This is a genomic window from Streptomyces marincola, assembly GCF_020410765.1.
Lineage (GTDB): Bacteria > Actinomycetota > Actinomycetes > Streptomycetales > Streptomycetaceae > Streptomyces > Streptomyces marincola.
In genome coordinates, this window is sequence record NZ_CP084541.1 from 3,577,462 (window position 1) to 3,601,216 (window position 23,755).

At 74.3% G+C, this 23,755-nt stretch carries 22 protein-coding genes; 8 read left to right on the top strand and 14 right to left on the bottom strand.

What is annotated here, in order from left to right:
- Nucleotides 1–17: 17 nt before the first annotated feature.
- Together LC193_RS15505 and LC193_RS15510 are read right to left on the bottom strand one after the other, a co-directional pair.
- A complete protein-coding gene (locus tag LC193_RS15505; RefSeq protein WP_226074804.1) occupies nt 18–1,280 on the bottom strand; it encodes a S8 family peptidase in 1,263 nt (420 codons plus the stop codon).
- Between the two features lie 155 nt (nt 1,281–1,435).
- Nucleotides 1,436–1,831, bottom strand: a complete 396-nt coding sequence (locus tag LC193_RS15510) for a TetR/AcrR family transcriptional regulator C-terminal domain-containing protein (RefSeq protein ID WP_226074805.1) — start codon at nt 1,829–1,831, stop codon at nt 1,436–1,438.
- Between LC193_RS15510 and LC193_RS15515 the strand changes: the two genes are divergently transcribed.
- Both LC193_RS15515 and LC193_RS15520 read left to right on the top strand, forming a co-directional pair.
- Nucleotides 1,811–2,056, top strand: coding sequence for a hypothetical protein (locus LC193_RS15515; protein ID WP_226074806.1), 246 nt, complete (start codon nt 1,811–1,813; stop codon nt 2,054–2,056). The two genes, LC193_RS15510 and LC193_RS15515, sit on opposite strands and share 21 nt — an antisense overlap.
- Nucleotides 2,057–2,120: 64 nt before the next feature.
- On the top strand, nt 2,121–2,729 hold the full coding sequence (locus LC193_RS15520; RefSeq protein WP_226074807.1) for a sugar O-acetyltransferase: 609 nt from the start codon (nt 2,121–2,123) through the stop codon (nt 2,727–2,729).
- A 105-nt stretch (nt 2,730–2,834) separates the two neighbouring features.
- Here the strand turns inward: LC193_RS15520 and LC193_RS15525 are convergent, their stop codons facing one another.
- The 6 genes from LC193_RS15525 to LC193_RS15550 form a co-directional block, all read right to left on the bottom strand.
- Nucleotides 2,835–5,192 (bottom strand): ATP-binding cassette domain-containing protein, encoded by a 2,358-nt coding sequence (locus LC193_RS15525; protein WP_226074808.1) that lies wholly within the window; start codon nt 5,190–5,192, stop codon nt 2,835–2,837.
- A gap of 240 nt (nt 5,193–5,432) precedes the next feature.
- On the bottom strand, nt 5,433–6,146 hold the full coding sequence (locus LC193_RS15530; protein ID WP_226074809.1) for a hypothetical protein: 714 nt from the start codon (nt 6,144–6,146) through the stop codon (nt 5,433–5,435).
- Nucleotides 6,143–6,958 carry a MerR family transcriptional regulator gene (locus tag LC193_RS15535; RefSeq protein ID WP_226074811.1) on the bottom strand — a complete coding sequence of 272 codons (816 nt, stop codon included), beginning with the start codon at nt 6,956–6,958 and terminating at the stop codon, nt 6,143–6,145. Before LC193_RS15535 ends, LC193_RS15530 begins: the two co-directional genes overlap by 4 nt.
- Before the next feature lie 101 nt (nt 6,959–7,059).
- A complete protein-coding gene (locus LC193_RS15540; RefSeq protein WP_226078656.1) occupies nt 7,060–8,949 on the bottom strand; it encodes a potassium channel family protein in 1,890 nt (629 codons plus the stop codon).
- 190 nt (nt 8,950–9,139) lie between these two features.
- Complete coding sequence (locus tag LC193_RS15545) at nt 9,140–10,465, bottom strand: ABC transporter permease (RefSeq protein WP_226074813.1); 1,326 nt, start codon at nt 10,463–10,465, stop codon at nt 9,140–9,142.
- A 5-nt stretch (nt 10,466–10,470) separates the two neighbouring features.
- Entirely contained in the window at nt 10,471–11,289 is an 819-nt protein-coding gene (locus LC193_RS15550) for an ABC transporter ATP-binding protein (protein WP_226074815.1), read from the bottom strand.
- A 256-nt stretch (nt 11,290–11,545) separates the two neighbouring features.
- Here LC193_RS15550 and LC193_RS15555 point away from each other — a divergent pair, with 256 nt between their 5' ends.
- The 4 genes from LC193_RS15555 (at nt 11,546) to LC193_RS15570 (ending at nt 16,466) form a co-directional block, all read left to right on the top strand.
- Complete coding sequence (locus LC193_RS15555) at nt 11,546–12,226, top strand: Crp/Fnr family transcriptional regulator (RefSeq protein ID WP_226074817.1); 681 nt, start codon at nt 11,546–11,548, stop codon at nt 12,224–12,226.
- Between the two features lie 156 nt (nt 12,227–12,382).
- Nucleotides 12,383–13,300, top strand: a complete 918-nt coding sequence (locus LC193_RS15560; RefSeq protein ID WP_226074820.1) for a hypothetical protein — start codon at nt 12,383–12,385, stop codon at nt 13,298–13,300.
- Nucleotides 13,297–15,558 (top strand): hypothetical protein, encoded by a 2,262-nt coding sequence (locus LC193_RS15565; protein WP_226074822.1) that lies wholly within the window; start codon nt 13,297–13,299, stop codon nt 15,556–15,558. The genes LC193_RS15560 and LC193_RS15565 overlap by 4 nt, the downstream gene beginning before the upstream one ends.
- Nucleotides 15,555–16,466 (top strand): hypothetical protein, encoded by a 912-nt coding sequence (locus tag LC193_RS15570; protein WP_226074824.1) that lies wholly within the window; start codon nt 15,555–15,557, stop codon nt 16,464–16,466. Before LC193_RS15565 ends, LC193_RS15570 begins: the two co-directional genes overlap by 4 nt.
- Before the next feature lie 55 nt (nt 16,467–16,521).
- Here the strand turns inward: LC193_RS15570 and LC193_RS15575 are convergent, their stop codons facing one another.
- Both LC193_RS15575 and LC193_RS15580 read right to left on the bottom strand, forming a co-directional pair.
- Entirely contained in the window at nt 16,522–17,247 is a 726-nt protein-coding gene (locus LC193_RS15575) for a vWA domain-containing protein (RefSeq protein WP_226074826.1), read from the bottom strand.
- Between the two features lie 145 nt (nt 17,248–17,392).
- A complete protein-coding gene (locus LC193_RS15580; RefSeq protein ID WP_226074828.1) occupies nt 17,393–18,262 on the bottom strand; it encodes an SDR family NAD(P)-dependent oxidoreductase in 870 nt (289 codons plus the stop codon).
- Between the two features lie 138 nt (nt 18,263–18,400).
- On the opposite strand from LC193_RS15580, the gene LC193_RS15585 reads away from it, so the two are divergent.
- Entirely contained in the window at nt 18,401–19,315 is a 915-nt protein-coding gene (locus LC193_RS15585) for a LysR family transcriptional regulator (protein WP_226074830.1), read from the top strand.
- Nucleotides 19,316–19,449: 134 nt separating this feature from the next.
- Here the strand turns inward: LC193_RS15585 and LC193_RS15590 are convergent, their stop codons facing one another.
- The 3 genes from LC193_RS15590 to LC193_RS15600 form a co-directional block, all read right to left on the bottom strand.
- A complete protein-coding gene (locus LC193_RS15590) occupies nt 19,450–20,325 on the bottom strand; it encodes a lytic polysaccharide monooxygenase auxiliary activity family 9 protein (protein WP_226078658.1) in 876 nt (291 codons plus the stop codon).
- A gap of 390 nt (nt 20,326–20,715) precedes the next feature.
- The gene (locus LC193_RS15595) at nt 20,716–21,471 is read right to left on the bottom strand and encodes a hypothetical protein (RefSeq protein ID WP_226074832.1); all 756 of its coding nucleotides are present in this window, start codon (nt 21,469–21,471) and stop codon (nt 20,716–20,718) included.
- Nucleotides 21,458–22,003, bottom strand: a complete 546-nt coding sequence (locus tag LC193_RS15600) for an RNA polymerase sigma factor (RefSeq protein WP_226074834.1) — start codon at nt 22,001–22,003, stop codon at nt 21,458–21,460. The genes LC193_RS15595 and LC193_RS15600 overlap by 14 nt, the downstream gene beginning before the upstream one ends.
- A 315-nt stretch (nt 22,004–22,318) precedes the next feature.
- Here LC193_RS15600 and LC193_RS15605 point away from each other — a divergent pair, with 315 nt between their 5' ends.
- Nucleotides 22,319–22,798, top strand: coding sequence for an RICIN domain-containing protein (locus tag LC193_RS15605; RefSeq protein WP_226074836.1), 480 nt, complete (start codon nt 22,319–22,321; stop codon nt 22,796–22,798).
- Between the two features lie 313 nt (nt 22,799–23,111).
- On the opposite strand, the gene wrbA is transcribed toward LC193_RS15605, so the two are convergent.
- A complete protein-coding gene (wrbA, locus tag LC193_RS15610) occupies nt 23,112–23,723 on the bottom strand; it encodes an NAD(P)H:quinone oxidoreductase (protein WP_226074837.1) in 612 nt (203 codons plus the stop codon).
- Nucleotides 23,724–23,755 lie beyond the last annotated feature (32 nt).

The window sequence follows — 23,755 nt, forward strand, 5'->3', positions numbered from 1 at the left end:
GGAGGCGGGCGGCCCGTTCAGTCCACGGGGACCACTTGGAGCAGCTTGTTCGGGCTGCCTGCCGGTACGCCGGTCAGCCTGCCGACGGCCGCCGCCTGGTCGATGGCCTGCCCCACCTGGGCGGGCGACGCACTCGGGTGGTCGCCCAGGTACAGCACCGCGACGCCCGCGGTGAACGCGGCGGACCCCGACGTTCCCGAGAGCACGGCCGTGCCGTTCGGCCAGGTCGAGGCGATGCCGACGCCCGGCGCGAACAGGTCCACGACCGGGCCGTGGTTGGTGAACCCCGCCACCCGGTCCCGGCAGTCGGACGCCGCCGCGGTGATGGCCTCGGTGACGCGGCCGGGGGAGTAGCGGCCGGCGTCGTCACCGCTGCCGCCCGCGGCGATCGCGTAGGTGACGCCCGAGGCGATGGACGTGCGCACCGCCTGGTCGAGCACCTGGCTGGCCACGCCGCCGAGGGTCACGAGCGCGACGGCGGGTTCGCCCTGCGCGTCCGCGGTGAGCCAGTTGATGCCCGCGACCACACCGGCGACGGTGCCCGAGCCCGCGTCGTTGAGCACCTTGACGGACACGAGGTCGGCCTCCTTGGCGACGCCGTGGTTCGTGCCGCCGACGAGGCCGGCCGCCCAGGTGCCGTGGCCGTTGCCGTCCGAGCCGTTGCCCCCGGTGGCGTCGTACCCCGGACCGGCCCGGCCGCCGAAGTCGGCGTGGCCGTAGGCGATGCCGGTGTCGACGATGTAGGCGGTGGCACCGGCGCCGGCCGAGTCCGGATAGGTGAAGGAGCCGTCGAGCGGCAGGTCCGGCTGGTCGATGCGGTCGAGTCCGCAGTTGGGCGGGTTCGGCTGCGTGCCGGCCGGCAGGGCGCGGATCACGCTGTCCTGCTTGACAGCGCGGACGGCCGGGTCGGCGGCCAGCCGCCGGGCCTGCGGCGCGGTGGCGTGGACGTGGAGGCCGGTGAGCGCGGCGTCGTAGGCGTCGACGACGCGCACGCCGTAGCGGTCGGCCAGCCGGGCGCCCGCCTCGGCGGCCGGTTCGCCGCCGTCGGCGAGCAGGACCAGGTAGCTGCCGTCGACCGCGTCCCGTCCGGGCGCGCCGAGGACGTGTCCCTCGGGGGCGGCCCCGGTCGGGGCGGGCAGGGCGGCGGCGGTGGCCGGGAGCAGCAGGGCGGCGGTGAGAACGGCTACCGTGCGGGACCTGCCGGATCCGCGCGGCACGGGGGACGCGCCGGGTCTGCGGACCGTGCGAAATCTGCGGAGGGTGCGGGGTCTGCGGGGCAAGAGGGCTCCTCGGAACGGGCCCGGGCGACCGGGGGACGGCGTCGGATGGTTGTGCCCATGACAATCACAAGGCTGCCCGGCGTCCCTTCGGGCGGCAAGACCGCCGGGGGCGGCCCGGGGCGCGCCCCGGGCCGCCCCGGACCGGCGACCGCGCATCACACGGCGCCCTCGTGCCCGCGAGCGTCCTCCCGCTCCGCGAGGCCGGCGGCACGGCCGGCCGCACCGGTGCCGCGGCCTCCGGCGTGGGCGGCGATGCCGTCGAGGATGGTTTCGAGCCCGAGCAGGAACGACCCGTCGAAGTCGTCGTCGACGAGCCGCGCGTGCCCGGCGAGCGTGGGATAGCGGTCCTCCCGCTGCTCGATGAACTGCTGGGCACCGGCTCGAAGTTCGGCCTCGTCCTGCGGATCGCGCCGGTGGACGCGCCAGACGTTCTCCGCCGCGGTGTACCCCTGGACGAAGTACGTCAGGGCCCCGACGGCGACGGTGAGCCGCGCCCCGTCGAGCCCGGCCCGCAGCAGTAGGGAGTGGACGTGTTCGGAGCGCGCGAGCACAGCGAGCTGGCCGCCCACCTCTCCCGTTGGGCCCTGCTGTCCGATGACGAGACCGGCGCGGCGCTCGGCACCCTGCGGGCCACGGGCATGGCCCTGTATGTTCTGGGCTACTTCCACGGCTGGCGGCTGCTCGACTCCTGGCTCGCCACCGCGGACCGCGACGTTCGCGTACGCCGCCTGCTCACCGAGCAACTGCTTCCGGCGGACGTGCGGCCGGCCGGCTGACCGGCCGGGCCGCCGGGCGATCGCGCGGTGGCACGGGACGGGCGAGTGAAGGGAAGGGACGGACGTGGGGCGCGACGACGAGCGGGACGTGCTGGACCGCATCGGGCGCGGGCTGGTCTACACCGAGTCCGAGGCGGTGTTCCTGGACGAGCGGCGCAGGGCCGACCTCATCTTCGCGTACAACCACACCCCGCCGGGCGACACCCGCAAGCGGCGCTCACTGCTCCGCGCGATCCTCGGATCCGTCGGTGAACGCCCCGCGCTGCACCCGCCGTTCAGCGCGGCCTTCGGCAGCAACGTCCACATCGGCGACGACTTCTTCGGCAACGTCAATCTCGCCTTCGTGGACGACGTCGAGATTCGCATCGGCCACGGGGTCATGACCGCCCCCAGCGTGACGCTCACCACGACCGGGCACCCCGTCCACCCGGCGCGCCGGGTCGACTTCGCGCGGTTCTCCGAACCGATCGTCATCGAGGACAAGGTGTGGATCGGCAGCAACGTCGTGGTCCTGCCCGGCGTCCGCATCGGATACGGCTCGGTCATCGGCGCCGGCAGTGTCGTCGCCAAGGACGTGCCGCCCATGGTGGTCGCGGTCGGTACGCCGTGCCGGGTCCTCCGCGACATCACGGACGACGACCTGACGACGCGAACGGCAGCCGCCGATCGGTGACCGCCGGGCCGGCCCGAACGTCCGTTCCCCCCGCGGGGCTTTCCGGGCCGCGCCCGGCCGGCCCGCCCCGGGCGCCCCGGCGCGCCCGGGCCGGGCCGCAGCCGCTCACCGGCCGGTCGCGGGCGCCGTTCCCGTGACGTACTCGCGCAGGTGCCGCGCGGTGAGCGTGTCGCCCCGCGCCACCAGCTCGGCCGGCGTGCCGGTGAACACCACCTGCCCGCCGTCGTGCCCCGCGCCCGGGCCCATGTCGATCAGCCAGTCGGCGTGCGCCATGACCGCCTGGTGGTGCTCGATGACGATCACTGTGTTCCCTGCGTCCACCAGCCGGTCGAGCAGCGCGAGCAGCTGGTCGACGTCGGCCAGGTGCAAGCCGGTGGTCGGCTCGTCCAGCACGTACGTCGCCGCCTTCTCCGCCATGTGGATGGCCAGCTTCAGCCGCTGCCGCTCGCCGCCCGACAGGGTCGTCAGCGGCTGGCCGAGCCGCACGTAGCCGAGCCCCACGTCCATCAGGCGGCTCAGGATGGCCTGCGCCTGCCCGGTGCGGAAGAACTTGTGCGCCTCCGCCACGGGCATCTCAAGCACCTCGCTGATGTCCTTGCCGTCGAGCGTGTACGTCAGCACCTCGGGCGTGAACCGCTTGCCCTCGCACTCCTCGCACACCGAGGCCACCCCGGCCATCATCGCCAGGTCGGTGTAGACGAGCCCGATCCCGTTGCAGTTGGCGCAGGCCCCCGCCGAATTGGCGCTGAACAGCGCCGGCTTCACGCCGTTGGCCTTGGCGAACGCCTTGCGGATCGGGTCGAGGAGCCCGGTGTACGTCGCCGGGTTGCTGCGCCGCGAGCCCCGGATGGCGGACTGGTCGGCCACCACGACGCCGGCCCGGCCCGGCAGGGCGCCGTGGATGAGGGAGCTCTTGCCGGAGCCTGCGACGCCCGTGACGACCGTCAGCACGCCGACGGGTATGTCGACGTCCACGTTCCGCAGGTTGTGCGTGGCGGCCCCGGTGATCGACAGGTGCCCGCGCGGGGTGCGCACCGTCTCGCGCAGCGCCGCCCGGTGCGCGAGGTGCCTGCCGGTCCTGGTGCCCGACGCGCGCAGCCCGGCCACGTCCCCCGCGTAGCAGATCTCGCCGCCCGAGGTGCCGGCGCCGGGGCCGAGGTCGACGACGTGGTCGGCGATGGCGACGACCTCGGGCTTGTGCTCGACGACCAGCACCGTGTTGCCCTTGTCGCGCAGCCGCAGCAGCAGGTCGTTCATCCGCTGGATGTCGTGCGGGTGCAGACCGGTGGTGGGCTCGTCGAACACGTAGGTCACGTCCGTGAGGCTGGAACCGAGGTGGCGGACCATCTTCACGCGCTGCGACTCGCCGCCCGACAGCGTGCCGGACGGCCGGTCGAGCGAGAGGTAGCCGAGCCCGATCTCCACCAGCGAGCCGAGCAGGTCGCGCAGCGCGCCGAGCATGGGCGCGACCGAGGGCGCGTCGAGGCCGCGGACGAACTCGGCCAGGTCGCTGATCTGCATCGCGGAGCACTCCGCGATGTTCACCCCGTTGATCGTGGAGGACAGCGCGGCGGCGCTCAGCCGCGTGCCCCGGCAGGTCGGGCACGCGGCGAAGACGACCGCCCGGTCCACGAACGCGCGCAGCGTCGTCTGCATCGTCTCCCGGTCCTTGGACAGGTAGACGCGGTTCACCTTCGTGACCAGGCCCTCGTAGGTGATGGTGTTCGTCCCGGCCTTGATCTTCGTGGCCGGCTTGTGCAGGAAGTCCTCCCACAGCTCGGCCGGGTAGTCCTTCAGCTTCATGTCGTTGTCGAACAGGCCCGAGGCGGCCATGACCTGCCAGTACCAGGTGCCGACCCCGAAGCCCGGCACGGTGATCGCGCCCTCGTTGAGCGACAGTTCGCGGTCCACCAGCTGATCGATGTCAATGCGCGAGACCTGGCCCATGCCCTCGCAGTCCTGGCACGCGCCCTCGGGGCTGTTGAAGCTGAACGCGGTCGAGGTCCCGATGTGCGGCGTGCCGAGGCGGCTGTAGACGATCCGCAGCATCGTGTAGGCGTCCGTGACCGTGCCCACGGTGGACCGCGAGTTGGCCCCCATCCGCTCCTGGTCGACGACGATGGCGGCGCTCAGGTTGTGCAGCGCGTCGACGTCGGGGCGGCCGAGGCTGGGCATGAAGCCCTGCACGAAGGCGCTGTACGTCTCGTTGATCAGCCGCTGCGACTCGGCCGCGATCGTGCCGAAGACCAGGGACGACTTGCCGGAGCCCGAGACGCCCGTGAAGACGGTCAGCCGCCGCTTGGGTATGTCGAGGGAGACGTCCCGCAGATTGTTCTCCCGGGCGCCGCGCACCTTGATCACGTCGTGGCTGTCCGCCGCCACCGGGCCGGCCGCGGCCTCCGGCGGGTGCGCGGCCTGGCCGCGCGGCGGTGCGGCGGGCTGCTGGAACGGGTCGGCGGGCATGCGTTTCTCCCTCGTGCGGAACGGTGCGGAACGGTGTCGAACGGTGTGGACCAGTGCGGACGGCCGGGGGCGGCGAACGCGGCCGGGCCCACGAGCCCGGACCGCTCGATCATGGCACCCGCCACTGACAACGCCAGGAGCGCCGATGCCCCCGGGACGGACACCGTGCACGAGTCCCGCACCGTTGTCGACCGCGTTTCCCGTCCGGCGCCCGGCCTGCGGCGTGCGGCCCGGCCGCCGTCAGCCCGACCCCTCCCGGTCCGCCCGCGCACGGTGCAGCGCGGCCACGGCCGCGCGGGCGTCGTCGGCCCAGAACCGCAGCACCCGGGCCCGCGCCGGCCGCCCCAGGGGCCGCGAAAAGGCGACCGGCTCGGTGAGTTCGACGGTCACGCAGGTCTGCCCCGCGACCGCCAGGTCCGCCGTTCCCCCCTCGGCGCCGAAGCCACCGCCCTGGCCGTCTCCCTGGCCGTCTCCCTGGCCGTCTCCCTGGCCGTCTCCCTGGCCGTCCTCCGCGCCCTCGGTCCGCAGCAGCCCGGCCCCGGCCCAGCGGAGCTCGGCGCGCGCCGCGGCGACGCGGCCCGCGGGCACCCGGATGTCGACGAACGCGCCGTACCGTATCCGCAGCGAGCCGTCGGCGCCGACCACGTGCGGCCGGACCGCGCACGCGGCCTGGTGCGCCGCGACGAACCAGATCCCCCACAGGCCGATCACCAGCAGCACGGCGTGCACCGCGGGCCACGGGACGACGAGCGCGAGCACCACCGTTTCGACGACCGAGACCAGCAGCGCCACCCACATCAGCGCCGACTGCGCCGCCGCGTACCCCACGGCGACGTCGCCCGGCCCCACGCCGTGCGGGCCGCGGCGGCCGACCGCCCGCGACAGCCCGGCCACCAGCGCCAGTTCGTGCCGCAGCAGCCGCGCGGCCACCCGCCGGGCGCGGCCCGCGTTCACCGGCCGCCGTCCCGCTGTGCGAGCAGCAGGACCGCCTGCCGGACGGCCGCCGCCTGCGCGGGCGGCAACTCGGCGAAGAACGCCTCGGCGAACCCGCCGCCGCCCGCGCCCGCCGCGTCGAGCGCCTGCCGCGACGGCCCGGCGAGCGCGTCCGCGAACTCCTCGGGCAGCACGGCCACGATGGCCTCGGCCACGCGCGGGATGCGCGGGTCCGACGCGTCGGCGTCCGCCAGCTCGTCCATGCGCGCGTACACCTCGTAGACGCGCCGCATCGCGTCCGGCTCGCGGTCGGCCGTCCTCAGCAGCCCGGCCAGCCAGTCGGCGGTCGCGGGGTCGGCCGAACCGTCGAGCAGCGCGAGCAGTTCGCGTTCCCGCACGGCCGTGTGCGGCTCGGGGCCCGGGAGGTCGGCCGCGGTGCGGGCCATCGACGCGAAGAGCGCGGCGACCTCAGGCGACACCGGGGCCTCGGCGGGCAGGTCGCCCGCGGTCCCGACCTCGCGCAGCAGCTCGGCCAGGCGGGCTCGGCGGCGCCCGAGCGCTTCCTGCCGCGCGGCCAGTTCCGCGTCCAGCTCGGCCAGGACCTCGTGCAGTTCGCGCCCGGTGTCGTCGGTGAGGATGTCGCGGATCTCATCGAGGGACAGCCCGAGTTCCGTCAGCCGCCGGACGCGGCCGAGGCGGACGGCGTCGCGCAGGCCGTAGGAGCGGTAGCCGTTCGCCTCGCGGGCGGACTCGGGCAGCAGCCCGATGTGGTGGTAGTGCCGCACGGTGCGGGGGGTGACACCGGCCAGCGCGGCGAGTTCTCCGATACGCATACGGCCAGTGAAAACGTTGCCGCCGCGACAAGGTCAAGCGAACGGCCCCGCCGCCCTCGGAGTTCCGCCCCCGCCGCCCTCGGAGATCCGGCGCCCGCCCGTCACAGGCTGGGCCCCCGCCGCCGGCCCAGCAGCTCGGCCAGGCCGAGCCGGGTGGCGGCCACCACGACCCGGTCCTCGGGCCGCAGCACGTACCCGGGGTGCGGGTCCCACAGCAGGCCGGCCGCGTCGGCGTTCGCCTCGCGCGGGCGCGGCGCCGCCAGGTCGGGGTGCCGGTCCGCGGGCTCCGCCGTGTCGAGGGCGACGATCCGCCAGGCGCCCGCCCGGTACGCCTCGGCCACCGTCCGGCCCGCGAACCGCGGCAGCCCGGCCACGTCGAGGGCCGCGAACAGCAGCACCCGCCGTTCCACCGGCACCGCTCCGAGGATCTGCCGGCCCATCATCGCGCCGGCGAACGCGGGCGCCGCCAGCGTCGACACGCTGCGGCTGCGCGTCAGCGCGCCGGGGTGCGCCGCGCGCAGCGTGCGGTACACGGCGGTCGCGAAGTCGTCGTCGTAGATGCGCAACGACACCCGCAGGTCCGGCTGCACGCTTCGCGCGCACAGCGCCGCCTCCAGGTTGGTCGCGTCCGAGCTGGTCACCGCGAGCAGCGCGGAGGCGCGTTCGATCTTCGCGGATTCGAGCACGCCTTCCTGCGTGACGTCGCCGAGCACCACGGGCACCCCGAGCCGCCGCGCCAGCGGCACGCCGCGCGCCTCCGGGTCCTCCTCCACGCACACCACCGGGATGTCCAGGTCGCGCAGTTGGGCGAGCACCCGTGTCCCGATCTTCCCGAGCCCGAGCAGCACCACGTGCCCGGACAGGCCGCGCGGCGGGCGGCGCAGCGCGGTCGCGCCGCGGAACGTGCCGAGCGCCTGGAGCGCGCCCGCCACCAGGATCGGCAGCAGCGCGAGCCCCACGAGGCCGGAGACCAACTGGATCGTCTGCCGCGCCACCGGTTCCCCGATGGCCGGCTCCCCGATGGCGAACAGGTCGAGCAGCGTCAAGTACCCGGCCCGCAACGGGTGGTCGTCCGTCGCCGCCCACAGCGCGACGGCCAGCGCGCACACCGCCGCGGCCACCGCGGCCAGCGCCCACCGCAGCCGCACCGTGAACACCTCGGCGAGCGGCGCGCCCCGCCGCGCCAGGCGGCGCGGGGGCAGCGGCGGCCCGGTGTGCGCGATGGTCTCAAGCACGACGGTGCCGCGGCCCGTGGCCGCCGCCACCGCCGCGTCGTCGGGCAGCAGCAGCGGCGCCGCCGCGCCGCTGCGGTCGGAGCCCTCGGTGCCCGCCGGGTCCTGCGCCGTCGCAGAGAGCAGCGCCAGCGTGCACAGGCCCGGGTCGGCGATCTCGCCGGGCCCGGGCGGCGGGCGTTCGGCCGCGCGCAGCAGCAGCCCGTCGGCGGCGATCACCTTCCTGGTGCCCGCCACCGCGGAGGCCGCGAGCGCGGGCGCGGCCGTGTCGGCGTCGGAGAGCACGATGGTCGACATGTCGAGGGCCGCCACGTCGAGCGCCGCCGCGTCGGGGCCGGGCAGCGCCACCGCCGCGGCCTGGTCGAGCAGGTCGGCCAGGCGCTGGCCGAGCTTGCGGTTGTAGAGGCGGATCACCAGGCGCAGCCGCGGGTTGAGGCGCCGGGCGGCCAGCGCGCCCCTGATGTTGGTCTCGTCGTCCTCGTGCACCAGGGCCAGTGCCGCGGCCTCGGCGGCGCCCGCCTGCCGCAGCACGTCCTCGGTCGGCTCCGCCGCCTCGATCTCGCGCACCGTCGGGTCGTTGCGCGCGACGGCCGAGGACAGCCGCCCGATGAGCGCGGACACCCGGACCAACCCGCGGGACCCCGCCCAGCCGCCGGCCGGCGAGGCGGGCGGCACGATGAGCGTGACGCGTTCCCGGTACACGTCGTGGAGTTCGGCGCCGAGCCGCACCGCGAGTACGTCGTCCCCGCTGACGATCATGTGCCCGGCGGCTGCGCCCTGGTGGCCCTGAGGCGTGAGTACAGACACACGAGAAGGACGCCGCGCGGGCCTCAACGGGTTCCGCCCGCACGCAAGTTGGCCGGATGCCCCACCGCCCGGGGGAGCGGTGGGACATCCGGCGGTCAGGGGCGCGGCGCGCGGGGCGTTCCCCGAACGCGCGCCGCGTTCCTCAGGCGGCGGCGGTCACCGCGGCGACCGCGGGAACGCGCAGCGTCCTGCGGGCCGTCGCCCAGCTGGTGAGCAGGACGGCGGTCGCGGCGATGGCGGCGATGCCGAGCCACAGCAGCGGCGACTGCGCGGGTCCCGTCTCGGTGCGCACCGAGGTGAAGGCCGCCAGGCCGGCCAGGCCCGCGAGGGTGCCGAGGCCGACCCCGGTCACGGTCAGCATCAGGCCCTCGATCAGCACCATGCGTTCCACCTGCCCCGGCGTCGCGCCGGCGAGCCGCTGCCCGCCGAACTCGCGGCTCCGGTACGAGGTGGCCGCGTACAGGCTGTTGATCACCATCAGGCAGGCGAACGCCACGATGACGCCGACGACGATCAGGTTCAGCGTCTCCGCGTTCTTGTCCTCCACCGACCTGGCGAGGCCCGAGGCGTCGAGCACGTGGCTCTCGACGCGCTGGATGTACAGCGTCGCCGTCGCCACGCCCGTGAACAGCACCAGCGGCACGAGGACCCCGGCGAGTTCGGCGGCGCGCTCCCGCGTGTTCTGCACGGCGAGGTAGCTGCCCCCGCCGAACTTCCCGAGCAGCCGCCCGACGGCACCCAGCACGCCCCGAAGCAGCGCCGGCGAGAACGTGGCGAACCCGACCGACAGCAGCACCGCGCCGTACACGGCGGGCGCCATGAGCATGGGCTCGGTCGCGTCCATCGCGAACGTGGTGGCGATGCTCCCGGCGCCCGCGACCAGCGCGAGCACGCCGCCCGCGGTCCGCAGCCGCCCGCGCCGGGCAGGCGCGGCACCGCGCGTGGCGCGGCGCACCGACAGGTAGGCGGCGCCGACCGCCGCGATCAGCGTCACGCCGAATCCGGCGGACAGGGCCACCCCGCCGAACGCGTGGTCCACGCTCCTGGCGACCTGGCCCGTGTCGTGGAACGCGCCGAGCAGCGCCCGCCCGCCCAGCATCGCGGGCCACACCGCGAGCGCGGTGCCCACCAGCGCCACGACCACGGCCTCGCCGACGACCATGCGCCTGATCTGTCCGGGCGTCGCGCCGGTGCGGCGCAGCAGCTCGATCTCGTCGCCGCGCTGCCGCACGTTGACCGTGAGCGTCGAGGCGATGGCGAGGAACACCAGCACCGTTCCGTAGCCGCCGACGATCCCGCCGCTCGTGCTGAGCGTCTCCGCGCTCGTGTCGTCGATGCCGGAGACGCCGGCCGTGTCGTGCAGCGAGTTGAACGCCATGCTGACGCCGGCGCCGAGGAACGCCGCGAACAGCGTGCCCGCGAACCGGCCGGGGCGCTGCCGCACCGAGCGCAGTGCGAGTCCGAGCATGCCCGTCACACCCCCGCCCGCATGCCGTCGGCCAGCGGGCGGCCGATCGGGACCTCGTCGCCGAGGTGCGCCAGGCGTTCCGCGACCGCGTCCGCGCGCGGGTCGTCCATGCGGCCGACCAGCCGCCCGTCGGCGAGGAACAGCACCGCGTCCGCGTAGGAGGCCGCCACCGGGTCGTGCGTCACCATCACGACGGTCCTGCGGTGGATGTGGACGGCGTCCTGGAGGAGTTCGAGCACGTCGCGGGCGCTGCGCGTGTCGAGCGCGCCCGTCGGCTCGTCGGCGAACACCACGCTCGGCTCGGTCACCAGGGCGCGCGCGATGGCCACGCGCTGCCGCTGCCCGCCGGAGAGCTGGTCGGGCCGGTGGTGCAGGCGGTCGGCGAGCCCGACCTGCGCGAGGATCTCGCGCGCCCGCTTGCGGTCCACGCGCCGCCCGGCCAGCCGGAGGGGCAACGTGGTGTTCTGGGCGACGGTCAGCGTCGGCAGCAGGTTGTACTGCTGGAAGACGAAGCCGATCCTGCGCCTGCGGAACTTGGCCAGCTCGGTCTCGTTGCCGCCGGTCATCTCCTCGCCGTCGACCATGATGATGCCGCGGTCGGGCCGGTCGAGGCCGGCCGCGCACTGGAGCAGCGTCGACTTGCCGGACCCGGAGGGGCCCATCACCGCGGTGAAGCTCCCGGTCCGCAGGCTGAGCGACACGCCGTCCAGGGCGGTCACGGCGTTCTCCCCGCCGGCGCCGTGCACCTTGGTGACGGAGACCAGGCGCAGCGCCTCTGCGCTCGGAGCGGGGCGGTCCCCGCGCCTCAGAAAAGACATCGTCATCCCTACCGTCCCGGCGCCCTCTGCGCCACACCATCGAAACTACGGAGGCGGCGGCTTCCGGGCACTGGGCCCACTCCCCGAACCCGGGGTGGTGCCACGTACACCGTGGCCGGGGGCGTGTGCCCCTCACGCCGGGAGCGGTCGGCCGCCCGCGCCCGTCGGGAGCCGCCGGCAGGCCCGCCGCGGCCCGGAGGTCGACGCGGTGTGTTCGCCTGATTCCACCGCGCTGATGAACCCCGGTCCCTAGGGTCGGTGCATGGCCAATCCCACCCTGCGAGACTTCGTCGGCGAAAAGGTGTGGCACGACCTTCTGGAGCGGGCGTTCGACCGCTGGCACCCGGCGCGCACCGTTCTGATGCGCCAGGGCGAGCCGGGCACCCATGTGCTCGCCGTCCGCAGCGGCGTGGCGAAGGTGCTGCGGGCCGAACGCAACGGTGAGCTGACCGTGCTGGCGTTCCGCGGCCACGGGGAACTGCTCGGCGAGATAGCGGTGATCGGCGGCGGCGGGCGCCTCGCCGGCGTCGAGACGCTGACCCGCGCCTGCGTGGCCGTCATCAACAAGCCCGACTTCCTGCGCTTCGTCACCGAGCACGACCTCTCGCCCGCGCTGACGCGCTACGCGCTCGCCCGGCTGAGCGAGTCCGACCGGGCCCGTTCGTGCGGCGATGTCCTCCAGCGACTCGCCGCCGTCCTGGTGCACGTGGCGGAGATCTCCCGCGACCCCGCCGACGGCGGCGGCGACGCCGACCGCGGCCACGAGCCGATCGAACTCGCCCTCACCCGCCAGGAACTGGCCCAGTACCTGCGCACCTCGCGCAACACCGTCACCGCGCACCTCGGTGCACTGGCAGCCCACGGTGTGCGGGCCGGGCGCGGGCGCGTCGTGGTCGCGGATCTGCCGGCTCTGCGGCGCGTCGCGGTCGCGCTGGAGAGCTGACAACACCGCGCCGCTGTGGCCTTGTTCACCCGTGCCGTGCACTGGCGGTGCGTACGGGGGCCCCGCGCCTCGGCGAGGCTGCCGTGGTGCGGCCGACCCGCCTCGTGGGCGAAGGCCGCACGCCCCGTACGCCATCGGCACATCGAGGAGACACCCATGCCGGAACCACGCCACGCCCTGCGCGCCCTGTCCGGCCGGACGCCGGTGCCCCACAGCCACAGCCGGCCGCTGCCGCCCTACCGGGGGATCGTCGCCGTCGACGCGAAGGACTTCACCGGGCACCGTGCGATCGAACACGGCGCCATCAGCCGTGTGATCCCCCAGCTTCTTGAGATCTCATTCGAACGGGCCGGACTCGCCGACGTGTGGGCGGACCGCAGGTTCCCCAACTCCACGGGTGACGGTTACGTCTTCGGCTTCGACCCGTCCGCCATGCCGATGCTGATCCACCCCTGGCTGCTCCAACTCCAGGACACACTAACCGAGTTCAACGTCCACTCGACCGGCACCGTGCGCATCAGGCTGCGCGTCAGCCTGAACGTCGGGCCGCTGCCCGACTCGGGCGAGGAGTCCGACGGCAACGGCACCCCGCGCAACGACACCCACCGGCTGCTCGACTCCCGGCCGGTCAAGGTCATGCTGGCCTCGTCGAGCGAGAACACCACTCAGGTCGTCGCCGTCCTGTCCGACCGCTGCTACCAGGACGCGGTGATCAGCGGGTACACCGGGCGGCACGAGGACTACTTCATCGAGGTCCCGGCAACCGTCGAGGGAAAGGCTTTCGCCCAGCGTGCCTGGCTGTACGTCCCGGCCCTCTCCGGCAACCTCCTCGACCGGCGCATCCTCGGCGACCGGGTGCTGAGCGAGCAGGAGCGTGACCGGGACGCGGCGCGGAAGCCGGCGTCCGGGGCCGGGAGTTCCGCCGCGCCGCCCCAGCCGTCCGTGGTCAACCGGGCGGACCAGGGTTTCGTCAACACGGGCACGGTCCACGGCGGGCAGAGCCTCACCAACAACATGGGCCCCGCCCGGCCGGACAGCACGCACCGTGACGCCGAGGACGGGGAACGCCCGTGAGCGCCGAGCCGGACAGCGGTGCCGAGGGCAGGCCGGCGCTCGAAGCCGGCGAACCCGCCGGGCCCGGGGCCGAACCCGGGGCCGCCTCGCCCGAGGCCGAGGACCCTCCGGGCGAGGCCGGGCCCCGGCCGGCCGGTGGCGAAGGGCATCAGATGCTGTTCGCCCCCGGCGGTGTGATGAATACCGGGCACGGGCCGCTGGCTGACGAATGGCGGCAGGTGGTCTCCGCCCCCGGCAGTGTGATCAATTTCGGGCCCGTGCACGGCGGTCAGCGCCTGGCCAACCACGGCGGCCCGGGCAGCCGGGCGGACAGCGGCCGGGTGGAGTCGCGCGACGGCCCGATCACCGCCGAGGAGATACTCCGGGCCAAGGCGGGGTTCGCCGAACCCCCGTGCTACCCCGAAGCCCTCGCGCAGTTCGGCTCCCGCGTCCTCTTCCTCTCCGGCGCCCCGGGCACGGGACGCCGCACCCTGGCCCTCAACCTGCTCGGCCGACACAGCGGCAGCCTCGCCCTCCGCGCCGTGGACAGCGACGTCGACCTCGCCCAGTGGCGGCCCGAGCACCGCGACGCGCGGGGCTACCTGCTCGACGGGCTCACCGCCCGCGAGCCGCTGAGGCGCACCGCACTAGACCAGCTGCGGGTGCGGCTGAAGAAGGCCCGCGCCCACATGGTCATCGTGCTGCCCCAGGACCCGGCCCTTCTGCACCGGCTGAAACACGAGCTGGACGTCACGCCGGTGCGCCACGAGCCCCCGCCGCCGCACGACGTCCTCGACGCCCGGCTCGCCGACGCCGTTCCCGATCCGGCGGAGCGCGCCCGGCTGCTCGCCGGGCTCGCCCCGGGCCTGCTCGACGAACTGCTGGTGCCCGAACTCGTTCCCGCCCAGGTCGCGGAGCTGGTCGATGAACTGGCCGCCGGGAACACCGACGCCGACTCCCTGCGCGGCCGACTGAGCTTCCTGGCCACGGAGGAGGCCCCCCGACTCCTGCACGACCTGCGCGGCAACGCGGACAGCCTCGCCCTGCTCCTGGCCACCTGCGTGTTCGAAGGGCTCGATCACCGCGTCGTCCGCGACGAGGCGGAACGCCTGCTGCGCCTCGCGGACGGACGCCTTGACGCCATGCTCCCCTCAAGCGCGGAGTCGGAAGTGCCGCGCCCCAACCCGGCGTTCGTCTTCCGCACCTCCCTGTCCGGCATGATGAACGACATCGGCGCCCGCTCCGACACCCGTGAGACCCGTTCCGCTTCCGGGTTCGACTACACCGTGGAACCCGTCAGGTTCACCCGGCACCGGCGAGGGGAAGCCGTGCTGCGCCACGTGTGGCGCGAATACGGCCACCTGTCCCCGCTCCTGACCGACTGGCTCCAGACGGTCCCCGCCGAAGAGGATCTCGTGCATCCGGTGGGCCGCGTCATGGGCATGGCCGCCCGCTGGGGCGGCGGGCGCAGGGCCCTGGCGCACATCGCCACGCTCGCCGGGCACGACCGCATGACCACCCGGGGCATCGCGGCCTACGCGCTCGGCATGGCCGCCGAGGACCCCGTGCTGGCCGGGGAGGTCAGGCACCGCCTCGGCAACTGGAGCCACGCGGTGAGCTGGCAGCTGCGCTCCACCGTCGCCTACGCCTGCGGCAGCGAGTTCGGCGCCTCCCGGCCCGAGCAGGCCCTCAGGCTGCTGCGGCGCCTCGGCGGCGGGCCGCGCGGTCACGACGAAGACCCGGAACGCGGCGCGCAGGAGCGCATCGTCGCCAGGGGCGTGCGGCACGCGCTGGTCACCCTCTCCATGGCGGGCAACCAGTCGGCCGTACTGGACTGCCTGGCCGAGTGGGCCGGGGACACGACGAAGGACGCGGAACCCGCCCTGCGGGCGTTCCAGTACCTGCTCACCTACGACGCCAGGTGGCTCGCCGATCAACTGCTCGGCGATCGACCACTCGGCGCCGAAGGCACGGAAGAGGCAGGACGGGCGCGTGCCCGCGTCACGGCTCTCGTCCGCGCCACTCTCGCCGACGACGAGCTGTTCATGGGCACCGCGACCCCGTTGCTCGGCTGGTGCCTGCAAGGCGGCCTCGGCGACGAACGCCGCCGCGCGGCGGTCGACGTCCTGCTCACCGACCTGGCCGGGCGGACGAGGCATGGCGAACTACGCCTCTTCGTACTGATCGACGAGACCGGCGAGCGAGAGGACGTCCGCCTGGCGGGCGTCGGCATCGCACGACAGGCGCTGCGCGCGTGGCGCGACGGGAGGACACCGTGACCGAGTACTTCACCAGGCCGGAGGACGTCACCCCCCTCTTCACCCCGGTGGCGCGACCGCCGTGGCGGGAGGTGATGCGGCAGCGCTGGGGCGCTCCCTCGGACGTGACGCTCGTACTCCGCGACGCCGAGGGGCTGTTCCACGTGCTGTGGCCGCAGGGCAGGCAGGCGGGCCCCGCGCCCCGCGCCTTCGGCGGCTACGACGCCGCCTGGCAGGTGCTGGCCGAGGAGCAGCCGGGCGCGCTGCCGTTCCGCTTGCCCGACGTGCACGGCCCTCCGCAACCGGTCCTGATCCACACGCGGTGGTACGTCCACGATCCCGTCCAGGTGGTGCGGACCCAGACGGTCTACGGCTGGGACGTCGTCCGCACGGATCTGGAGCGGCGCCTGAGCGACCTGAACAACGACTACACCACCGCGGGGCGGCTCCTCGACGCCACCGAGGTCTCCCGGCACCTGGCCATGACCCGGGAGATCGCCGAACGCGGCCTCGCCTACCGGGTCGTCGAGGTGCGCAGCCGCACCGCGGACCCGGACAGCCTCCTGGCGCCATCGGGCGGCGGCGGCTTCCCCACCGCCTGGTCCGCCAACAGCCGCGAGGAGTACGACTTCTGCCTGTACGCCCTGCGCCGCGGCCCCGTCTCGCTGGCCGCGCTGTGGCTCACGCGGCAGCCCGACCAGGTCAAGGCGGTATTGGACTGGACGGTGCAGAACCGTCCCCTGCTCAGGGAGAGGTCCGGCTGGCAGGACGACATGGCATCGCTCCTCGGCGCCCTCTCCGAAGAGGAACGCCGCGAGCTGGCCAAGCTGCTGCGCGACCGGTTGCTCAGTCTCGGCCGCGGCATGCCCGTCGAGGAGGAACCCCCGGCCGCGTGGGAGACCTGGCCCGACGACGGCCGCCCCGCGTGACCCGCGCCGCCCCCGGGCGCGCCGCCGGAGGCGGTGGCCCGGGGGCGGCGCGCCCTCAGCGCACCACCCCGGCCCGGCGGGCGGCGGCGAGCCAGGTGGGGAACTCCTCGATCAACCGGTCGTACAACTCGGCCTCGCCGAGCGCGCCCGGCGCCGTTCCCGCCGGGAAGAACCCGGCGTTGTCGACGACGCGCCGGTCCGGCACGGGCAGCTCGTCCAGCTTGCGGAGGAACGCGAACTGCTTGTCGTCCGGCTCTCCGAACCCGATGAACTGCCAGAACACCGGCAGCCGCGAAGCGGAGCACAGCAACTGCTCGGCGGCCTGCCGCGACGTCGGCCCGCCGTCCGTCTGGAACACGACGAGGGCCGGCACGTCCGCGCCCGAGGCCGCGTGGTGGTCGAGGACGGCCTGCATCGCCACGTGGTAGTTGGTGCGCCCCATGTGCCCGTAGGACTCGTGCAGCGCCTCGATCCGGCCCCTGTGGTCGGCCAGCGAGACCTCGGCCACGCCGTCCACCCCGGTCGAGAAGAACACCACGGGCACCACGCCGTCGTCGTCGAGGTGCGCGGAGAGCGCGAGCACCTGCTCCGCGAGCCGCTGCACGGTTCCGTCCTTGTAATAGGGGCGCATCGACCCCGACCGGTCGAGCACGAGGTACACCGCGGCCCGCTGCCCGCCGAGGCCCGCCTTCTCCAGGGAGACGCCCGCCGCCTCGTAGACGGGAACGAACTCCTCCCCCGCGACAGCCCGCACCTTCTCCAACGACACCCCACCGGCCACGGCAGCCCTCTCCCCACGGAACCATCGATCTTCGGATGAGCGGAACGTATCACTGGGGCAACGGGCCCCCGCCCGGTGAACGCGGCCCCGTTCCGCCTGTTCCGCCGTCCCGCCCGTCCCGCCAGGCCCGCGCGTCCCGCCGCGACTACGCGGCCGTCGTGGCCAGCAGCCCGGCCGTCCACGCGCGCACGGCCTCGGCGACCTCGGGCGTGACGAAGCGGGCCAGGCTGTCGTCCCGCACGCCGCCGGGACCGACGACCGCACCCGCCAGGTCGGCGAACTCCGGATCGGTGGCCGCGGCGACGGGCGCCCGCGCGGCCTCCGCGACGGGCGTCGAGACGCCCTGCCTGATCTGCTCCCAGTGCGGGCGCAGCGCCGGCGGCAGGATGTCGACGGTCATCTGCGCCGCGTTGTCCGTCGCCGCGGGACCCGGGTCGGCCGCGAGCACGGTGACCCCCAGGGGCCGCAGCCGGGCGGCGAGGTCGAGGGTGTGCGCGAGGTGCGCCAGCTTCGCCCGGCCGGTGGTGGCCAGACCGTAGTGGGGCCCGGGCGGCTCCACCGCGTCGAACACCGGCTGCGCCGCCGCGATCGCGCTCGACGTGACGTTGACGATCCGGCTCGGCGCGCCGGCCGCGAGGGCGTCGATCAGCGTCTCGGTCAGCACCAGGGGCGAGAGGTGGTTCAGGGCGACGCTGGCCTCGATGCCGTCCTGGCTCACCCAGCGCCGGGTCCACATGCCACCCACGTTGTTCACCAGGAGGTGCAGAGGGCCCTCCTCGGCGAGCCGTTCGCCCAGCCGCCTGGTCTCACTGAGGGAGGACAGGTCGGCGGGGAGGAACCGGGCCGCCGGCCGACCCGCGGCCCGGTCGACGCGAGCCCGCGCCGCGTTCCCCCGTTCACCGTCGCGCGCGACGAGGGTGACGTCCCAGCCCCGGGTCGCGAGCCCCACGGCCGTCTCCAGACCGATGCCTCCGGTTCCCGCCGTCACCACTGCCCTGCGGGCGTGCGCCGTCATGCTGTGCTCCCCTCTCGTGCGGTACGGGGGCGAGCACCCCCGCGCTCCCAGCACACAGCCACGGGCCGCGCCGCGGAAGGTCCGGTTGCGCATGGCGCCATGCCGCAGCGGCATCACCGCACGTGGAAGGATGTCCACATGGGGGAGATCGAACTGCGGCAGGTCCGCTATTTCGTCGCGGTCGCGGAGGAACGCAACGTCACCCGGGCCGCCCACCGGCTCGCGATGACCCAACCCGCGCTGTCCCGCGCGATCCGCGCCCTCGAACGCGACGTGGGCGCCCCCCTCCTCATGCGCACGCCCCAGGGCGTGGATCTCACCGAGGCGGGCCGGGTCATGCTGCACGAGGGCAGGGCGCTGCTCGCCGCAGCCGCCGACACGGCCGCGCGCGTGCGCGGGGCGGCCGGAGGGGGCGCGGGCGTGACCGTGGCGAGCCCGGGCTGCGGCGCCGTTCTGCTCGACCGCCTGGTCACGTCCTACAACGACGCGGGGCCGCCGCCCCCGGCCCGCGCCGCCGTCGGCACCGCCGACGACCTGCGGGAACGGCTGCGGTCCGGGCAGGCGGACATCGCGCTCTGGCAGGGCTCGCTCGACGACCGCGACCTGCACGGCGTGGTGCTGCGGCAGGAGCGGGCCCACGTGCTGCTCGGCGCCGGGCACCGGTTGGCGGGGCGGTCCGGGATATCCGTCGCCGACCTCGCCGACGAGCCGCTGGTCACCTGGCTCGGCCCGGGCGCCGCGGTCATGGACCCCGCGCTGTGGCCGGGCGGGCTGCCCGGGGTGCCGGGCCCCGAGGTGAGCGACGGCTGGCAGATGCTGGCCGTGGTCAGGCTCGGACAGGCCGTCGCGCTCGCCGCCCCACCCGAGCCGGGAACGCAGGCGCCCGGGGGAACGGTCGGCGTCCCGCTGACCGACGGCCCGCGTGTTCCGCTGCGCCTGGTCTGGCCGCGGCGACGGACCACGCCCGGCGTCCGGCGGTTCGTGCGGCACGCGCTGGCCGAGTTCCGCGCGGACCGGGAGCGCGTTCCCGCGGTCGCCGCGCAGCCCCGGTAGGCGTCCGGCACGGGCCCGCGCCACCGCACGCGGCAGGCGGTGGCGCGGTCGACCGGGAACCGGTGCCACCGGGCGGCGGCACCGGCACGGGCCCGGGGGCGGCGGGGCTGTGACCCTCCCCCGGGCCCGCGGCTTCAGGAGAGCCGGCTGAACAGGTCCGCGTGCACGTCCCGCAGCGCGGCCGTGACGTGGTCCCAGTAACCGGCACCGGCCCGCGCGTGCTCGGACCCCGCGTGGCCCGCGTGCGCGTCGTGGCCCGCGTGCCCGGCGTGCGCCTGGTGCGCGTCGTGCCCGGCGTGCGCGGTGGATGCCGCCGACGCCCTGGCGGCCTCGTCCGCCTCGGCGATCTGCTCCGCGCTCAGCGTCTGCCCGTCGCCGTAGGTGACCTGCCCGTTGCCGCCGTCGAAGACGATGTCCGAGCAGGAGAAGAAGTTCTCCTGGCTGTCGGAACGGATCCAGTGCACGAACATCAGGTGCTGGCCGGACCGGTTCGGCAGCTGGACGTTCCAGTAGTAGTGACCGCCCTCGCTGCCCACGCCCCCGCGCTGCGGCGGGTTGGTGACGGAGCTGATGCGCTCCAGGTCGCCCCACCCGACCGCCCGGCTCGGCGACCAGCCGTTCTTGGTGATGTACACGTCGAACCGACCCGGGTGGTGCGCCCAGTTGCTGTGCCGCAGCTCGATGTTCGCACCGGAGGTGAGGTGGGTCTTCGGCCAGTCGGACCTCGCCGCGTTGTACGCCGCGAAGTTGAACGGCCCCCGGTTGCCGCCGCTGCACAGCGTGCCGTCCGGGATGTAACCCGTGGTACGGCCACCGGCGTTGGAGTCGAGCACGGCGAACCAGTTGTACAGCGGGCCGGTGCCGCCCTGCCGGACCGCGGCGGCGCAGGCCGGGTTGGCCGGCATCTGCGTGCCGCTGTTCGCGATCAGGTCGAGGTAGCACAGGTAGGTGCGCGAGCCCGGCATCATCGTCGCGCCGTGCGCGGCGGCCGGGGTCGGGATCGAGGCCATCAGGAGGGCGAGCAACCCCCCTCCCAGGACGCCCAGGAGGCGGAACTTGCCGGCCGGCGGCCGTCTGCGGCCGGTGGATTCGTTGGACACGGGTTCTCCTCAGGAAGAGTCGTCTCCCGCGAGGGGCGAGCCGACCGCACCGGCGCCCTGGAGCTGGCCGGTGCACCGGCGGCCCGTCGCCGGTACTGCTGCCGCGCATGGGAGCGCTCCCGTTCGGGAAGGTAGCGCCGCGCGGGAACCCGGGGAAGCACACGTTCCGGCCGAAAGCCCTTCCGGTGCCGCCGCATTCAGGCCACCTCACCGCCGGGCCGACCGAGGGCCGCCCGGCGCGCCGGGCGGCCCTCGCGTCCGGACCCGGCCGAGGCCCGCGACCGGCGCCGGGGGCGGGTGTCAGGCGCCCATGTCCAGCACGAGCAGCTGCTCCGGCTCGACGAATGTCACCTGCTGCGGGCAGCTCTCAAGACCGGCGTAGGTGCCGAGCGTCTGCCCGTGGCCCGACGGGTAGTCCTTCGCGGTCCCCTCCACCACGCGCCAGTCATTGAGCCCGTGTTCGTCCAGCACGTCGCGGAGCAGCGCCTGCGTCTCCGTCAGCGACGGGCAGGCGTGCGGGTCCATCTCCAGCGCGTAGAGCGCGTTCGAGATGTCGCCGAGGCGCAGCTGCTCATCGGTCGGCCCGCTGTAGAGGACGAGGTCGTGCTCTGCGCAGACCTCCTCGCCGCCCTCGTACACCCTGATCGCGCCCCGGCCGTCGACGGGGGCGCAGGCGGTGAGCTGGTCGCCCTCGGGCAGGTCGCCCATCTCCCCGCACGCCCTCTCCGGGCCGTACGACGTGGGGTTGTACGACATGACCGTGCCCTGGAGACCGGAGTCGCTGTAGCACTCGACGGTGCCGATGTGCGAGACCTCGCCGTTCCCGAAGACCGCCATGGCCCCCGCCGTGGCGCCGCCGACCACTAGGGCCGTCGCGGCGGGGATCACCACCAGGCGCCGTACCTTGGACTGCCGGGAACGCAGGTGCGCCCGGGTGCGGATCCGCAACGCCTCAGGGCCTTCCGGGTCCGGCAGGGCCGCGTCCCGCGCCGGGTCGGCGTTCCGCAGCATGGCGTCGAACTCCGCGTCGCTGCCGTACTCTTCACTGCTTCCCATGATGGGTCCCCACCTTCGTCTCATCGCGTGTCTTCATTCCGTGGGCGTCGGCCGCGGCCAAACGCGAGCGCAGCTCCTGCCGCGCCCTGTGCAGCCGGGTCGAGACGGCGGCGACGGAGATGCCGTACAGGGCGGCCATGTCGGCCCGCGACAGGTCGTCCCAGTACGCCAGCCGCAGCAGCTCCTGCTTGTCGGCCGAGAGGCCCGCCATGGCCTCGCTCAGCTCGGGCGTCTCGGCGGAGGACACGGCCGGCCCGGGCTGCTCCGCGACGCGGCGCAGCAGCCGAGCCCAACGGCGTTGGCCCCGCGTCTGGTTGGCGACCACCTTGCGGGCGATGCCGAGCAGCCACAACGCGGCCTCGTGCTCGTCGTCCGGCAGCCGGCGCCGCTTGCGCCAGGCGACCGCGTACACCTCCGACACGGCGTCGTGCGCCGCCGTCTCGCTGAGTCGGCGCAGGCAGTACGCCAGCACCCGGCGGAAGGTCGACCGGAACAGCCGGTCGAAGTCCTCAGCCTGTTCGTCCGAATCCATGCCCAGCAATGTCCGGCACCCGCCGCCGGCCTTACACGCAGGGGTGTCCCGTCCGCCGCGTCGGCCACGACGCGCGGACAGCACCGCCGCGCCCGGCCGGTGCCGCCGCTCGGGGAACGTCGCGCGGCAGGGCCGTCCCACTCCTCGGCCGCCGCCCGCGCATATCGCGGCGAAAGGTGAGGTGTCGCGTGCCGCGCATATCATCTGGAAAACGGGGGGAACCTTCCTGAGCCGTCCTCACACGGCTCCCTCGGCCAGGACGAGCAATCGCGTGCCGGTCGACGTGGATAAACCGATCATGAAGGGTTCCCTCTCGTGGCTCACGTGATCCGTAAGCTCCTTGTGCTCGCCCTTCTCGCCCTCCCGTCCTTCGCGCTGCCGTCGGCCGCCCAGGCGGCCCATCCGGCCGCCGACGACGTCTCGGCAGCCGTCGGGGTCATGTGCCTGAGCACTGATTTCGGTACCACCCGGATCGTTTCGGTGCAGGAGTGCGACTCCAGGCCGGGCCAGCAGTGGACTGTCAGCGGTTCGAGGATCTACCAGTCGCTGAATCCCGGTATGTGTCTGAGCACTGATTTCGGGACCACTCGCATCGTCTCGGTTCAGCCGTGCGACTCCAGGCCGGGTCAGAACTGGACCGTCAACGGAACGACGATCTACCAGTCCTTGAATCCCGGAATGTGCCTGGCCACTGATTACGGCAGGACCCGCATGGTCTTCGTGGAGGGGTGCAATTCCTCCGGGCCCCGCCAGCACTGGACCATCCAGGGGCAGCAGATCAGCCTGACCTACTGACCCCGGTCCCGCGAGGGGCCGGCGGCCCGGCCGGACGGGGGAGGGACGGCGAAGGCCCGCCCCCGCGCCGGACGCGTACCAGCAGGAACGCGGGCAGCGCGGCCGCGCGTGCGGCGCTCCCGGAGACGACCGCGCTCGCCCGTCTCGTCGGCAGTTCGCCGGACTCCTCACCCCCGCCGTCGGCAACGACACCAAGCGCACTGAGGGGATCACAGCCATCCACGCCTGCGACTGCCGGGCTTCCGGGCGGGCTCGGAGGAGCCGAGCCCATGGGATGCCCCTCGGGGCGGCTCCGCCGGCGGCGCCGGTCGGGTCAGGACGCGGGGGCGAGGCGGCCCGCGGTCGTGGCGACGAGCCGGCCGAGGAATCGTGCCGCCTCCAGGTCGTCCTCGGTCGGCATGAGGCCGGAGGGCCCGCCGGCCTGCGCGACCGCTCCGTACGGGCTCGACGCCTTGTACTGGACCTGGTCCGCGTAGCCGGGCGAGACCAGCAGCATGCCGAAGTGCATCATCGAGGTGAGCAGGTCCTGCACCGTCTGCTCCATGCCGCCGTGCGGAGTGGAGGCCGCGGCGAAGGCCGCGCCGACCTTGCCCTGCAACGCACCCGACATCCACAGCGGTGCGGCGCCCTCAAGGAACTTGCGCATGGCGGCCGACATGCCCCCGAAGCGGGTGCCGCTGCCCAGAATGATGGCGTCTGCCCAGGTCAGGTCCTCGTTGGTGGCCACGGGGTGGTGAACGACGCGCTCGCTGAACAGCTTGCCGATCCACTGGTCGGCGGCGATCTCCTCGTCGCCGCGGACGTCGGCGACGCGAACGAGCCGCACGTCGTTGTCCGACTCCTTGGCGGCGCCCTCGGCCACCGCCGCGGCGAGAGTCGTGGTGGAACCGGCGAGGCTGTGCACAACTACGGCGATCTTGCTCATGAAGGCGACTCCGATTCAGTTTCGTCTGGTGG

Bases quoted from the DNA above. Each gene is read 5' to 3' on its own strand.
- LC193_RS15585 (WP_226074830.1), top strand. From the start codon at position 18,401: ATGGGGGAGATCGAACTGCGGCAGGTCCGCTATTTCGTCGCGGTCGCG.
- LC193_RS15540 (WP_226078656.1), bottom strand. From the start codon at position 8,949: ATGATCGTCAGCGGGGACGACGTACTCGCGGTGCGGCTCGGCGCCGAA.
- LC193_RS15555 (WP_226074817.1), top strand. From the start codon at position 11,546: ATGGCCAATCCCACCCTGCGAGACTTCGTCGGCGAAAAGGTGTGGCAC.
- LC193_RS15535 (WP_226074811.1), bottom strand. From the start codon at position 6,958: ATGCGTATCGGAGAACTCGCCGCGCTGGCCGGTGTCACCCCCCGCACC.
- LC193_RS15600 (WP_226074834.1), bottom strand. From the start codon at position 22,003: ATGGATTCGGACGAACAGGCTGAGGACTTCGACCGGCTGTTCCGGTCG.
- LC193_RS15560 (WP_226074820.1), top strand. From the start codon at position 12,383: ATGCCGGAACCACGCCACGCCCTGCGCGCCCTGTCCGGCCGGACGCCG.
- LC193_RS15550 (WP_226074815.1), bottom strand. From the start codon at position 11,289: ATGACGATGTCTTTTCTGAGGCGCGGGGACCGCCCCGCTCCGAGCGCA.
- wrbA (WP_226074837.1), bottom strand. From the start codon at position 23,723: ATGAGCAAGATCGCCGTAGTTGTGCACAGCCTCGCCGGTTCCACCACG.
- LC193_RS15595 (WP_226074832.1), bottom strand. From the start codon at position 21,471: ATGGGAAGCAGTGAAGAGTACGGCAGCGACGCGGAGTTCGACGCCATG.
- LC193_RS15525 (WP_226074808.1), bottom strand. From the start codon at position 5,192: ATGCCCGCCGACCCGTTCCAGCAGCCCGCCGCACCGCCGCGCGGCCAG.
- LC193_RS15580 (WP_226074828.1), bottom strand. From the start codon at position 18,262: ATGACGGCGCACGCCCGCAGGGCAGTGGTGACGGCGGGAACCGGAGGC.
- LC193_RS15545 (WP_226074813.1), bottom strand. From the start codon at position 10,465: ATGCTCGGACTCGCACTGCGCTCGGTGCGGCAGCGCCCCGGCCGGTTC.
- LC193_RS15590 (WP_226078658.1), bottom strand. From the start codon at position 20,325: ATGGCCTCGATCCCGACCCCGGCCGCCGCGCACGGCGCGACGATGATG.